11 protein-coding genes and 1 pseudogene are annotated in these 12,807 nt (G+C 72.9%); 3 read left to right on the top strand and 9 right to left on the bottom strand.

The genetic code is table 11. The features are described from left to right. Positions 1 to 83: 83 nt before the first annotated feature. From HCK00_RS21950 to HCK00_RS21915, 8 genes are all read right to left on the bottom strand, one after another. Entirely contained in the window at positions 84 to 1,427 is a 1,344-nt protein-coding gene (locus tag HCK00_RS21950; RefSeq protein ID WP_168103747.1) for an LLM class flavin-dependent oxidoreductase, read from the bottom strand. A gap of 43 nt (positions 1,428 to 1,470) precedes the next feature. Further along, the gene (locus HCK00_RS21945) at positions 1,471 to 2,325 is read right to left on the bottom strand and encodes an ABC transporter ATP-binding protein (RefSeq protein WP_168103801.1); all 855 of its coding nucleotides are present in this window, start codon (positions 2,323 to 2,325) and stop codon (positions 1,471 to 1,473) included. A 50-nt stretch (positions 2,326 to 2,375) separates the two neighbouring features. Further along, positions 2,376 to 3,263: an ABC transporter ATP-binding protein gene (locus HCK00_RS21940; RefSeq protein ID WP_168103746.1), complete on the bottom strand. Its 888-nt coding sequence runs from the start codon at positions 3,261 to 3,263 to the stop codon at positions 2,376 to 2,378. After that, positions 3,260 to 4,141 (bottom strand): ABC transporter permease, encoded by an 882-nt coding sequence (locus HCK00_RS21935; RefSeq protein ID WP_168103745.1) that lies wholly within the window; start codon positions 4,139 to 4,141, stop codon positions 3,260 to 3,262. Before HCK00_RS21935 ends, HCK00_RS21940 begins: the two co-directional genes overlap by 4 nt. Before the next feature lie 3 nt (positions 4,142 to 4,144). Then, the gene (locus HCK00_RS21930; RefSeq protein ID WP_168103744.1) at positions 4,145 to 5,173 is read right to left on the bottom strand and encodes an ABC transporter permease; all 1,029 of its coding nucleotides are present in this window, start codon (positions 5,171 to 5,173) and stop codon (positions 4,145 to 4,147) included. Positions 5,174 to 5,213: 40 nt separating this feature from the next. After that, positions 5,214 to 6,770 (bottom strand): ABC transporter substrate-binding protein, encoded by a 1,557-nt coding sequence (locus HCK00_RS21925; RefSeq protein WP_168103743.1) that lies wholly within the window; start codon positions 6,768 to 6,770, stop codon positions 5,214 to 5,216. Between the two features lie 516 nt (positions 6,771 to 7,286). After that, positions 7,287 to 8,174 carry a DsbA family oxidoreductase gene (locus HCK00_RS21920; protein WP_168103800.1) on the bottom strand — a complete coding sequence of 296 codons (888 nt, stop codon included), beginning with the start codon at positions 8,172 to 8,174 and terminating at the stop codon, positions 7,287 to 7,289. A gap of 26 nt (positions 8,175 to 8,200) precedes the next feature. Next, entirely contained in the window at positions 8,201 to 8,638 is a 438-nt protein-coding gene (locus HCK00_RS21915) for an RrF2 family transcriptional regulator (protein ID WP_168103742.1), read from the bottom strand. Between the two features lie 149 nt (positions 8,639 to 8,787). Here HCK00_RS21915 and HCK00_RS21910 point away from each other — a divergent pair, with 149 nt between their 5' ends. Then, positions 8,788 to 9,297: a cupin domain-containing protein gene (locus HCK00_RS21910; protein ID WP_168103741.1), complete on the top strand. Its 510-nt coding sequence runs from the start codon at positions 8,788 to 8,790 to the stop codon at positions 9,295 to 9,297. A 250-nt stretch (positions 9,298 to 9,547) separates the two neighbouring features. On the opposite strand, the gene HCK00_RS21905 is transcribed toward HCK00_RS21910, so the two are convergent. Next, positions 9,548 to 10,039 (bottom strand): MarR family winged helix-turn-helix transcriptional regulator, encoded by a 492-nt coding sequence (locus tag HCK00_RS21905; protein ID WP_168103799.1) that lies wholly within the window; start codon positions 10,037 to 10,039, stop codon positions 9,548 to 9,550. A 180-nt stretch (positions 10,040 to 10,219) separates the two neighbouring features. Between HCK00_RS21905 and HCK00_RS27865 the strand changes: the two are divergent. Beyond that, positions 10,220 to 10,498 (top strand): annotated as a pseudogene (locus HCK00_RS27865) (MFS transporter); the annotation flags it as partial. A 418-nt stretch (positions 10,499 to 10,916) separates the two neighbouring features. Next, positions 10,917 to 12,761, top strand: coding sequence for a flavin-containing monooxygenase (locus HCK00_RS21900; RefSeq protein WP_168103740.1), 1,845 nt, complete (start codon positions 10,917 to 10,919; stop codon positions 12,759 to 12,761). Positions 12,762 to 12,807: the final 46 nt, after the last annotated feature.

Raw genomic sequence — 12,807 nt, 5'->3', positions numbered from 1 at the left:
CGGCCTGGAGGGGAAGCCGGGCTGCCGTGCCGGCCGCGCGGTCATCGGGCGCTGTCCCCTCCCGTGGTACGGCTGATGGGCTGTCACCGGCCTGCGGCCTGCCGCTCACGGGTGTGGCGGTTGACCGGAACCGGCAGCCCGAGATGGCCGCGCAGGGTGTCGGCCTCGTACGCGGTGCGGAACAATCCGCGTTTCTGGAGGCGCGGAACGACCCCCTCGACGAAGAGTTCCAGCTCCTCGTCGGTACGGAAGGCCAGATTGATGCCGTCGAAGGCCCCGGCGTGGAACCACCGTTCGATCGCGTCCGTCACCGTGTCCGGCGATCCCACGAACGGTGAGCGGCGGAAGGCGCCGACCGTCTCCGCGACCTGGCGGAGCGTCAGCCTCTCGGCGGCGGCCCGCTCGACGATCTTGGCAGCGGCGGTCCGTCCTCCCTTCTCCGCGAGGTGGGCCACGTCGGGGAACGGGGCGTCCAGATCGTGACGGCTGAAGTCGTAGGCGCCGAACGAACGGCCGAGGAGGGCGAGGTTGCGCCCGAGGTCGTTGTCCTCCTCGTGGATCTCGCGCTCCCTGCGCCGGGCCGCCTCGTCCGTCGCGGCGACGACCGGGCCGCCATGGATGAAGATCTTGATGTGGTCGGGGTCGCGGCCGTGGGCGGCGGTGCGCCTCTTGATGTCGGCGTAGTACTCCTGGGCCTGCTCCAGGGATCCACCGGGGGCGTAGATTCCCTCCGCGACCCGGGCGGCGAGGTCCCGGCCCTCCTCGGAGACCCCGGCCTGGAAGATCACCGGCTGCCCCTGCGGCGAGCGGGAGATGTTGAGCGGACCGGCGACGGTGAAGTGCTCACCCTCGTGGCGCAACTCGTGCAGCCTGTCCGGGTCGAGGAAGATCCCCCGCTCGGCATCCGCCGGGAAGGCGTCGTCCTCGTAGGAGTCCCACAGGCCGCGGGCCACCTCGACGAACTCCAGGGCGCGGCCGTAGCGCGTCGCGTAGTCGAGGTGCTCGTCGAGGCCGAAGTTCTTCGCGGTGCCGGTGTCGAAGCTGGTGACGACGTTCCAGCCGGCCCGTCCCCCGCTGATGTGGTCCAGCGAGGCGAAGCGGCGGGCGAGGTTGAACGGCGAGTTGTAGGTGGAACTCGCCGTGCCGACCAGGCCCAGGTGACGGGTGTGGGTGGCGACGGCCGACAGCAGGGTGAGCGGTTCGAGGCGGTTGAGGTAGTGCGCCGGGTAGGTGGCGTTGATGAACTGGCTGTCGACGATGAACAGCGCGTCGAACAGGGCGTGTTCGGCCGCCTTCGCCTGCCGGATGTAGTAGTTGATGTCGATGCTGGAGTTCTTGGCGACGCGCGGGTCCTTCCACAGGCCGTGCTGGCCGGGGCCGCCGACGCCGTAGGGGTGCAGCGCGAGATGGAGCTTGCGGGACGACATGGTTCTCTTCTCCTGACGGTGGTGGCGGTGTGCCGCTCGGGGTTCAGGCGGGTAGCAGTGCGCGGAGCGCGTCACGCGCGGCGCGGTCGGCCGGCGCGCCCCGCAGGGTGGGCGCGGAGCCGACGAGCAGCCGGGTGTAGGGGTGGCGGGGCCGGGTGATGACGTCGCGGGCGGTGCCGCTCTCGACCAGTTCGCCGCGGTGGAGTACCGCGATGCGGTCGGCGCTCCCCGCGACGGATCCGAGGTCGTGGGAGATGAACAGGAGCGCCACCCCGGCGGCCCGGAGTTCCTTGAGGATCCGCAGGATCTGGACGCGGTGGGCGGAGTCCAGGGCGCTGACGGGTTCGTCGAGGATGACCAGCCGGGGTTCGGTGACCAGCGCGCGGGCCACGGCGGCCCGCTGGCGCTGACCGCCGGAGAGCTCCCCCGGCACCCGGCCGAGCAGGTCCTCCTCCAGCCGGACACGGGCCAGGACGGCCCGGATCCGGGTGGCGGCCTCGGCGCGGGGGACGCCCCCCACGAGCAGCGGCTCGGCCAGGGAGCGCTCGACGGTCAGATCCGGGTCGAGACTGCGCAGCGGGTCCTGGAAGACGTACTGCACGATGCCGCGCCGCCGCAGGGCGCGCCACTGGCGGGCGCCGTGGGTGCTCACCTCCTCCCCGGCGAGGGTGATGGAGCCGGCGGAGGGGCGGACCAGTCCGAGCACGGCCCGGGCCAGGGTGGTCTTGCCCGAGCCGGTCTCCCCGATGAGCCCGAGAGTCTCGCCGGGCGCGACGGTGAGGGAGACCCCGTGGAGGACGGGGCGGCGCCGGCGGCGACGGCCGTGGTGGACGTCGAGGCCGGTGACGGCGAGCACCGGGACGGCCGGGGCGCGGCCCGGCACGTCCGCCGGGGGCACCGGGCCGCCGGCGGGGGTGCCGGCCGGGCTGTCGGTGGGGCTGCCGGTGGTCACGCGTCCTCCTCGGGCCGCAGGAACTTCTCCAGGCCATACTCTTCGTGCTCGGTGACGAGCAGACGGGTGTACGTGTGTCGCGGGTGGTGAAGCACCCGCGCGGTGGGCCCCTGTTCGACCACTTCTCCCCGCCGCAGGACGAGGACCTGGTCGCACAGCTGGGCGACGACGGCGAGATCGTGGGAGACCACGACGAGCGCCATGCCGGTGCGGTCCCGCAGTTCGGCGAGCAGGTCGAGGATCTCGGCCTGCACGGTGACGTCGAGGGCCGTGGTGGCCTCGTCGGCGATGAGGATCCGGGGACCGGCGGCGATCGCGGTGGCGATCAGGACCCGCTGGAGCATGCCGCCGGACAGCTCGTAGGGGTACTGGCCGTGGACGAGTTCGGGGTCCCGCAGATGCACGGCGGCCAGGAGTTCGACGGCCCCGTCGCGCGCCTCCCTCCTCTTCAGCCCCTTCTTGACCCGGAGCACCTCGGCGATCTGGGCTCCCACCCGGATCGAGGGATTGAGGTAGGAGGCCGGGTCCTGGAAGACGGCGCTGATGGTGGAGGCGCGCAGCTCCGTCCAGGCGCGGGGCGTCAGGGTCGTGATGTCGGTACCGGCGATCTCGACGGAGCCGCCGGTCACCTCGAAGCGCGGCGGCAGGATGCCCAGGGCCGCGCGGCAGGTGAGGGTTTTGCCGCTGCCCGACTCCCCGACGATGCCGAGGGTCTCGCCGGCGGCGAGGGTGAAGTCGACGCCGTGGACGGTGTCCCGCCCGGTCACCCGGTCGGTGATGCGCAGGTCCCGGAGGGAGAGCACCGGCGCTCCCCGGTCGCCGGACGGCTCCGTGCGCGGCGCCTCGGCGGGGCGGTGTTCCGAGAGGGGTGTCAGGGATGTCATCGCGTGCCTCCGGCGGGGGTGGGTTCACTCCGGCGCCGGCCGGCCCGGCGCTCGTCGGCGAGAGCCCGGCCGGCCTCGCCGGACACGTCGCGGATCGCGTCGGCGAGCAGGTTGCACGCCCACACGGTGACGGTGATCAGCAGCGCGGGGAGCAGTGGGGCCCAGGGGCGCTGGTCGAGGTAGCCGAGGTCGGAGGCGAGCAGGCCGCCCCAGGTGGGCTCGGGTGGCTGCACGCCGATGCCGAGGAAGGTCAGGCTGGAGACGATGACGAAGCCGGTGCCGATGGTCTGGGCGAGCGCGACGGCGATCGGCGGCAGCACCTTGGCCCAGACGTGGTGGCGCACGATCCAGCCCACCGAGGCGCCCGAGACGAGGGCGGCCTCCACGTACGGCGACCGGGCGACGACGAGCGTGGCGGCGCGTGAGACACGGTAGAACAGCGGCGAGACGAGAACCCCGGTGACGAGCATGGCCTGGGTGATGCCGTTGCCGAGCAGGGCGATGACGGCGACGGCGAACAGCAGGAACGGCAGCGCGACGAGCGTGTCGACGACCCGCAGGGTGATCCATTCGAAGGCCCGGCCGAGATACACCGACAGGATCCCCGGGACCACCCCCACCACCAGGGCGGTCAGCGCCACTTCGAGGGAGCCGAGCACGCTGACGCGGGATCCGTCCAGCAGCCGGCTGAACACGTCCCGGCCGAGGTGGTCCGTTCCCAGCCAGTGCCCGGCCGAGAAGCCGGCGAGCGGGCTGTCCCCGGTGGCCAGCGGGTCCTGCGGCGCGAGCGCCGGACCGAGGACGGCGAGCAGGGCGATCACGGCGAGGACGGCGACGGCGATCCTGCCGGACGTGAGGGCGAGCACTCGGCGCACCACGGTTCACACCCCCCGCTGGGACGCGGGCGTGACGCGCGCGAGCACCAGGTTGACGATCAGGTTGAAGGTGACGACCAGGACGATCGACACCACGAGGACGCCCTGCACGGCGGGGACGTCGCCGACCTCCGCGGCCGCGGCGGCGAACCGGCCGAACCCCTGCAGGCCGAAGATCCACTCGGTGATCACCGAGGCCCCGACCAGGGCGGGGAACTTCAGGCCGAGCGTGGCGAGCGCCGGTCCCAGGCCGTTGCGCAGCACATGGCCGAAGAAGACGCGGCGTGGGCTGAGCCCGCGCGCCACCGCGCCGGTCACGTAGTTCTCGTGGTAGGCCGCGATGAGGCTGGTGCGCAACTGCCGGGCGACATCGGCGACGACGTCGAGACTGAGCGCGACCGCGGGCAGCGTGATGTGCGCGAGCCAGCGGCCGATCCCCTGCTCCGCCGGGACGTAACCGGCGGAGGGGAAGAGGCCGAGCCCCACCGCGAAGACGGAGACCAGCACGATGCCGATGACGAAGGCCGGCATCACGGAGACGACCGTGACGAAACCGGTGATCGCGCGGTCCACCGCACTGGTCCTCAGCAGCGCGGCCACCGTGCCCAGGACGAAGCCCACGGTCACGCCGATCAGCAGCGCGAGCGCCGCGACCGACAGGCTCACGCCCAGGCCCAGCCCGATGAGGGTGGCGACGTCGGCGCCGTTGGACCAGCTCGCGCCGAACTGCCCCTGGACGACACCGCCGAACCAGTCGGCGTACTGGACCAGGAAGGGCCGGTCGAGTCCCCACTCGGCCTCCACCCGCGCGATCGCCTCGGGGGTCGCCTGCTCCCCCAGCTGGAGCCGCGCGGGGCTGAGTCCGCTCAGCGACCGCAGCGCGAACGTCACGAAAGTGGCGGCCAGGAAGACGGGTACGAAGATCGCGACCGTCCGGGCCAGGACCGTCAGGGCACGGGCCGGACCGTGCCACGTCCGCCCCCCGGCCCGTCCGTGGTGGTGGACGGACCGGACCGGCGCCTCGGTGGTGGTCATGGGAGGGCTCCCGCCTCTCGGTGCGGGGAGCGGGCGGGGGTCATCGGGCACCGTCGACGGTCACGCCGGTCCAGTTGATGTGGGCCGGGTTCTTCGGCAGATCGGAGACCGACGGGCTCTTGGCGATGAGGTTGGGCGCGGAGTAGGTGAAGACCAGCGCCTTGCTCTCCAGGCCGGCCCGGGTGGCGCGCTGGAGCACCCGGGGGTACTCCGGTGCGTCCAGCGGCGTCCGGCGGACCTCGGCCACGGCCTTGCCGAACCCCTCCGGCTGGTAGGGCGAGCTGAGGTTCAGCGGGCCGTCCGGGCCGAAGTGCGCGGTGAGCGTCTGCGCAGCGGAGTCCCGGCCGGTGGTGCTGTACAGCGAGAACGTCAGGTCCTTCGCGAAGAACGGCGTGGCCCAGTTCTTGTCGATCTTGATGGTGACCGTGATGCCGGCCTTGCCCAGCTGGGACTGGACGATCTCGGCCTGGGGGTCCTCGGCGGGGATGACCAGGTTCAGCTTGAGTTCACCGGGCCGGTATCCCGCCTCGGCGAGCAGTTCGCGGGACTTCTCCGGGTCGTAGGGGTAGGCGTTCTCGGATTCCGGGTCGTAGGCCACGTATCCCTTCGGGAACGGCTGGTCGGTGGCCTCCCCGTAGCCGAAGGTCAGTTTGTCGACAAACTCCTGGCGGTTGACGGCGTGCCGGACGGCGTCGACGACCCTGTCGTCCTTGAAGGGCGCCTTGTTGACGTTGAGGCTGATGTTGGCCGCGTTGAACCCCGGCTGGACGAAGACGTCCAGGCCGGCCTTCTTCGCCGCCGCGGCCTGGCTGGGCTCGATGTCGGCGAAGTTGTAGACACCGGTGCGCAGTCCGGAGACGACGGTGGAGGCATCCGGTGCCGAGGTGAGTTCCACGGCGTCGATGTGGATGTTCCCCGCGTCCCAGTAGTCGGGGTTCTTCCGCAGCACGGCCTTGGTGCCCGGCACCAGTTGCTCGACGACGAACGGGCCCGCGCCGACCGGGTTGCGGTCGAGTTCCGCCGGGGAGCCGGCCGCCTTCGGGCTGGCGATCTGCAGCACGCGCGAGCCGAGGAGCTGGGGTATCTGGTAGTCGACCTGGGTCAGGTGAACGGTCGCGTCGAGCCCGTCGGCCTCGACCGACTTGATGGAGGTGAGGTCGCCGAAGAGGGCGGAGTCCTTCTGCTCCTTGGCCCGTTCGACGGCCGCCTTGACGGCGGCCCCGTCGACCGGTTCACCGTCGCTGAAGGTCAGCCCCTTGCGGAGGTGGAAGGTGACGGCGTCGCCCTTGTCGTTGTAATCCCAGCTCTCCGCGAGGTCCGGCACCGCCTCGCCGTTCTCGTCGACGCGGGTCAGGGCGGCGTACACCAGCGCCAGTTCGCGGAACTGGGCGCCGCTGCCGGAGACGACGGGGTCCCAGTGGGCCGGGAAGTAGGAGGAGGTCCACTTCAGGGTGGCCGTCCCGGCCGAGGCGGCGTCACCCCCGCAGCCGCTGAGGGCGGGGACGAGTACGGCGGCGAGGGCGACACCCAGCGCGGTGTGAGGCCGGCGGCCGGCGGTGCGGAGACGGCGCCGGGCACGGCGAGGACGGTTTTCCATCGACATGATTGCCATATCTGTCTTTCTCGGACAGCACGGACCGCAGCAGCGGCACGGGCTCGGAACAGGGGGAGGGCGCGCACCGGACGGCGCCACCGGGCTACGACGGCCGGTGCGCAGGCCAGGGCGGTACGGAAAGCCGGGGACGAGAGGGGGCACACCGGGCCGGGCCCGGAGGACGTCACCGGTGGCGGCGGACCCCCTCAGGGCGGGCCGGTGGTGGCCACGGAGGAGGGAAGGGCGCGGAGAAGCGGACACATCCGCCGGGGGCGCCGGGCGCCGGGCCCCATCGGGGGCACTGTGGCGTGGAGACGGCCGCGCGGGGATGCCGCCGGAGAGATCCGGTCAGCGACAGAGGGCGCTACAGGTGCGCCGCAGGTCCACGTAGCGGCACAGCACGCCGGGGTGCGTCGTGTGCATGCCGGACATCCTGGGGGCAGTTCTCACCGGCTGTCAATGGACACCTATCGGTGTCTCATTGGGCGGGACGGAACACCTTCCCTGGTCAGTGGCGTTTCACCGGGCGGAGGAGGGAAGTCGCCGGGTTGCCGGATGCACCGCGGCCTCCTCCGGGTGCAGCCACAGGGGACCGTTGCCCGTCTCCAGCCGGACGGCTCCCGGCGGCGGCCACCGCCCCTCCGTGAGCAGCCGGCGCTCCGGATCGGACAGCGTGCGGTGGCGCCGCAGCGCCTCAGCCGCCGGAAGCCGCCGGGGACGGCGGAGCAGCCCCGGGCCGAACGCGTCGAGAGCGGCCGCGTACTCCTCGAACGCTCGGCGGCCCGGCACCGCGCGGTGCCCGCCCGGGCCACGGAAGAGCACCGTGGGCAGGGCGTACCGGTATCCGCCGTCCGGGGTCTCCCTGGCGGCGCCCGGATGCGGCGAGCCGCCCGCCACCGACAGGACGTCAGGCACCGGACTGCGCGCCTCCGCGTGATCGGCGCGCACCCGTTCCAGCACCGCGCCGGACGCCGCGTCGGCCGACAGCCGCGCGAGGTCCAGCCCGGGCACACCGGCGACCGCGGCCTCCGCCGACGCCGGGGTGTCGGCCGGTTCCCCGAGCACGGAGACCGTCTCCCGCAGCCTGCGCAGCACCCGGTCGGCCACCTCCTCCCCCTGCGACTCGGCCGCCTTGGCGAGGAGGGAGGACGGCCAGGAACTCGCCGCGACCCGGCTCAGCCGCTCCGCCCGGGGCGCGCCGGTGTGCCCGGTGACCTCCGCCACGTACCGGGCGTACCACGCCGTCTCGGCGGCCGGGTCGGGCGGAGGATCGTCCTCGCCGGGATCGAACAGGACGCAGTAGACCCGGCGCCGGCGCACCCGGCCGGCCAGCGCCGCGCGCAGCAGCCGGAAGACCGGCTCGGACCCCCAGGACCACGGGCAGAGCGGATCGGTGTACTCCACCATCTCCACCGTCGGCCGCCGGGCGGCCGTCACGCGATCCCCTCCGGGACCGGCCGGTCGCGGGAGTCCGCCGCCTCCCCCAGCGAGGCGAGGGTCACCGCGCCGAGGACGGCCGCCGCCTCGGCCTCCACCCGCCGCCACACCCCGGGCAGCGGCTCCGCCGCGCCGGGATAGGCGAGTCCGCCCAGCGTCTGACCGCGCAGGGTGATCAGCGCGCCGTCGACGGCGCGCACCACCTCCAGCAAGGTGATCTCGGCGGCCGGACGGCCGAGCCAGTAACCCCCCTCGCAACCCCGCTGACTGCGCACCAGCCCCGCCTTGCGCAACTCGCCCACCACGGACTTGAGGAACCGGAACGGGATGTCCTGCGAGGAGGCCATGGCCTCGCAGGACAGCGGGCGGTCCGGATGAGAGGCGAGCTCCAGCAGAGCCCGCGTGGCGTAGTCCGCCTTCGCGGAGATATGCATCCGCCCATCATGCCGGAAGCGGTCGCCGCACCGGCGGGGCCCGGTCCGCGCATCGCTCTGTTGCGGCACCGTTGCGGCAACAATGCCGCAGGTGAACGACATAGGACACCTCTTGACATCTTTTCCGGCCGCCGCCTAGCGTCCTCGCCATGACCGAGTCGCCGACCACCGCCGGTGAGGGCTTCCACCCCCACCTCGACCATGCCCCGGACCTCACGGCGGCGCCGCTGCGGACGCGCCTGCACCACATCCGCGCCGACGCGCTGGACGGGGACACGGCCCAGACCGGGGGGATGCGCCGGTTCGCCGCGATCAGCGGCGGGACCGTGGGCTCGGAGAAGCTGTGGATGGGCCAGACCCATGTCGCCCCGGCGACCGCCAGTTCGGACCATCACCACGGCGCGTCCGAGACCGCCATCTACGTCGTGAGCGGGCACCCCGAGTTCGTCTTCCTGGACGGCTCGGGTGAGCGCCCGGAGGAGATCCGCCTGCGCACCGGCCCGGGTGACTACGTCTTCGTCCCGCCGTTCGTGCCGCACCGGGAGGAGAACCCCGACCCGTCCGAGGAGGCCGTGGTGGTCATCGCCCGCTCCACGCAGGAAGCCGTGGTGGTGAACCTGCCCGGGCTGTACGCCCTCCCGGCCGCCGGAGGCGCCTGAACGAAGTTCCGCGCCCCCGGCTGACGGAGCGGCGACGCCCGGCACCACCGGCCCGGCCCCGGCGAGGACCGGCCCCCGGCGCACCGGCGTCATACCGGAGGCCGGCAGCGGACGGGCTCCCGCGCGGAGATGACACCCCGGGCCCGGACGCCGTCCAGGCCGTCCGGGGCTCCCCCGCGACGGCCCGGGCCTGGAAGTCTCCCCCCAACCCACTCCCCACAAGGACCGGCCTCGCGCCTCGCGGACCCGGTCAGGCGCGCGGGGGCTTCCCGTCCGGGGTGGGGCGGGGCCAGGGACGGCCGGTGATGCGCTCGATGTCGGTGTTGAACCGGCGCAGATAGCCGGCGAAGGCCGCGATGTCCTCGTCGGACCACGCGGTCATGACCACGTCCAGACCGTCGACGATCCAGCGGCGCTCGATGTCGAGCTGGCGCTCACCCTCCTCGGTGAGCCGGAACTTCCTCGCCATTCCGCCACCCGGGTCCGGGATGCGCTCCGCCAGGCCGGCGCGGACCACGGCGGCGGTCTGGCGGTTGAGCGTCGAGGCGTCCAGACCGAAGGCCTCACTCAGCTCGCTGATCGACATCGGCCCCTGCACCCGGAGCCGGCTCAGCAGGACATAGGCGCTGCGCTCCAGCGAACTGTCGTGACGGCGGCCGCCGCGCCGGTGCATTTCCGTGTGCCGGCTGAGAAGCATCTGCTCGTACTCGACGTCACGCGTCGGCCTGACCGGCCCGCCCATGAGACTGCCTCCCGCTTCGTGCTCGGCCATCGTCGCACACCCGCCCACCGGGAGATCGATATGCACGATGCACATCACATGTACGATGCACACCACTGCCCTCACCGGGCGCCCCGGGCCCCGCCGGCCGCCCCACCGGCCGTGGTCCGTGCTGACCGACCCCTTCGAGGTGCCCCCACCATGACCACCGCCACACCCCCCACCTTCCGTCCCGGACGGGTCGTCACCACGCTCGCGCCGGCCGGCATCACCGCCACACCAACCCAGACACCGGTCACACCGCTACTCCCGCGCCTGCCGGACCCGCTGGGCACCTCCCGGACGAACGCCTCCTGGGTGATCACCGTGACCCTGCTCGTCGCGGCGGTCTGCGTGGTGGTCGCCGGCCGGCTGGGCGACCTGCTGGGGAAGCGCCCCCTGCTGCTGGCCTGCACCGTCCCCCTGACCGTCGGCTCGGTGGGCCCTGGTGGGAGCGGTGCTCGCGCAGCCGACCACCACGCCGGGGACACAGACACTCCCCTCCGAGACCGGACGCCGTACCGGTCTCGCAGTCGGCGGCGCGGCGGCCCTGATCGCCACCCTGATCGCCATGGCGATCCCGGCCGCGGACGGCGCCCGGGACGGTGCGGAGCACCAAGGTGAGAAGGGCGCAGCCGGGAGCGCGGGAGCCGGGCCGAGCGTGAAGCCCCGCCACGGTGACCCGTGCCCCGGCGGACGCCTGACCCGGCAGACCTCGTACCGGCGCGACCACCTCGCCCCCACTCCCGGCGGCTTCCACTCGTCCCAGCCCGGTTCTCTTCCCCTCACGCGGCCGCGCCCAGGCCTACCACGCCCTCGGTGGCCCGGCCCCGCCCCCAGCTCCCTGGAGGAAATCCACATGTCCGCATCCCACTCCCCCGCACCGGCGACCCCAACGGCCCCGGCCGGACCGTCCCCCGATGCCACCGGACTCGACCTGGACGCGGTCCGTGCCCGCTACCGCCAGGAGCGCGACCGCCGGCTCCGGCCCGACGGCAACGCCCAATACGCCCGGCTCACCGGAGCGTTCGGCTACTGGGACGAGGACCCCTACGCCGAAGGGGACGGCGACCGGCCGCCGCTGGCCGACGACATCGAGGCCGTCGTGGTCGGCGGCGGTTTCGGCGGGCTGCTCACCGCCGCCCGGCTGCGGCAGCGCGGCGTGGCGTCGGTCCGGGTGATCGAGAAGGGCTCCGACTTCGGCGGCACCTGGTACTGGAACCGCTACCCCGGCATCCACTGCGATATCGAGTCCTACGTCTATCTCCCGCTGCTGGAGGAGACCGGCACCATGCCGGGCTGGAAGTACGCGCCAGGAGAGGAGATCCGCCACCACGCCCGCGCCGTCGGACACACCTTCGGCCTCTACGAACAGGCCCTGTTCCGCACCCGGGTGACCGAACTGCGCTGGGACGAGGGACGGTCACGGTGGCTGGTCACCACCGACCGCGGCGACCAGATCACCGCCCGCTACGTCGTCACCGCCACCGGGACGCTCAGCGAGCCCAAGCTCCCGGCCCTGCCGGGGATCGAGACCTTCCGTGGGCACACCTTCCACACCAGCCGCTGGGACTACGCGTACACGGGCGGGGACGCGGATGGGAACCTCAGCGGCCTCGCCGACAAGCGGGTCGGCGTCATCGGCACCGGCGCCACCGCCCTGCAGTGCGTACCGCACCTCGGCGCCTCCGCCCGTCACCTCTACGTTTTCCAGCGCACCCCATCCACGGTCGACGTGCGTGCCAACCGTCCCACCGACCCCGGGTGGGCCGCTTCCCTCGCCCCGGGATGGCACCGCCGGCGGCGGGAGAACTTCCTCACCCTGGTCACCGGCGGAAGCGCGGAGGAGGACCTGGTGGCCGACGGCTGGACCAGCACCGCCCGCCTCCAGCAGAAGCTCATCGCCACGGACGCCTACCGCCACGAGCCGGAAGCCGAACGCGAACGGGCCTACGAACTCGCCGACCACCGGAAGATGCACGAGCTGCGCACCCGCGTGGCCGGCACCGTCAAGGACCCGGAGACCGCCGAACTGCTCAAACCCTGGTACCGGTACATGTGCAAGCGGCCCGGTTTCAGCGACACCTACCTGGAGACCTTCAACCGGCCGAACGTCACCCTGGTCGACACCGCCGACACCCACGGGGTGGAACGGTTCACCGGGACCGGGGTGGTCGTGGGCGATACCACGTACGAGGTCGACTGCCTGGTCTTCGCCACCGGTTTCGCGGTGGGCGTCTCGGGCGTCACCGCCGGACTCCTGCCCGCCTACGGGCGGGACGGCGTCTCGCTGCGCGAGGCGTGGGCCCAGGGACCCCGGACCCTGCACGGCCTGACCACGCACGGCTTCCCGAACCTGTTCCAGATGGGCTCCCTGCAGAACGCGGCGAGTGTCAACTTCACCCACACCCTGGACGAGCAGGCCACACACATCGCCGAGATCGTCGCTGCCGCCCGGGAGCGGGGCGCCCGATGGGTCGAGCCCACGCGCGAAGCCCAGGACACCTGGGTGGAGACCATCCGGGCCACGGCCGCCGACCAGCATGCCTTCCAGGCCGAATGCACCCCCGGGTACTACAACAACGAGGGGATGCCCCGCCGGGCCGCCACCAGCTACGGAGCCGGTCCCGTCGCCTTCCACGAACTGCTGGCCGGCTGGCGGGCCGGCGGGGGCCTCGACGAGGTGCTGGTGGGTGCCCGGTGAACGCCGGGGACCGCTCGGGGGCCGGCCGCTGGGGCGGCCCGGCACC

The sequence above is a fragment of the Streptomyces zingiberis genome (genome assembly GCF_012034935.1).
GTDB lineage: Bacteria > Actinomycetota > Actinomycetes > Streptomycetales > Streptomycetaceae > Streptomyces > Streptomyces zingiberis.
Note: the sequence above shows the minus strand (reverse complement) of the source record. Positions and strands in the feature narration are given on the sequence as shown.

Excerpts from the sequence above, each read along its gene's own strand:
- HCK00_RS21940 (WP_168103746.1), bottom strand. The coding sequence starts at position 3,263 with ATGACATCCCTGACACCCCTCTCGGAACACCGCCCCGCCGAGGCGCCG.
- HCK00_RS21910 (WP_168103741.1), top strand. The coding sequence starts at position 8,788 with ATGACCGAGTCGCCGACCACCGCCGGTGAGGGCTTCCACCCCCACCTC.
- HCK00_RS21950 (WP_168103747.1), bottom strand. The coding sequence starts at position 1,427 with ATGTCGTCCCGCAAGCTCCATCTCGCGCTGCACCCCTACGGCGTCGGC.
- HCK00_RS21900 (WP_168103740.1), top strand. The coding sequence starts at position 10,917 with ATGTCCGCATCCCACTCCCCCGCACCGGCGACCCCAACGGCCCCGGCC.
- HCK00_RS21920 (WP_168103800.1), bottom strand. The coding sequence starts at position 8,174 with ATGGTGGAGTACACCGATCCGCTCTGCCCGTGGTCCTGGGGGTCCGAG.
- HCK00_RS21925 (WP_168103743.1), bottom strand. The coding sequence starts at position 6,770 with ATGGAAAACCGTCCTCGCCGTGCCCGGCGCCGTCTCCGCACCGCCGGC.
- HCK00_RS21905 (WP_168103799.1), bottom strand. The coding sequence starts at position 10,039 with ATGGGCGGGCCGGTCAGGCCGACGCGTGACGTCGAGTACGAGCAGATG.
- HCK00_RS21930 (WP_168103744.1), bottom strand. The coding sequence starts at position 5,173 with ATGACCACCACCGAGGCGCCGGTCCGGTCCGTCCACCACCACGGACGG.
- HCK00_RS21915 (WP_168103742.1), bottom strand. The coding sequence starts at position 8,638 with ATGCATATCTCCGCGAAGGCGGACTACGCCACGCGGGCTCTGCTGGAG.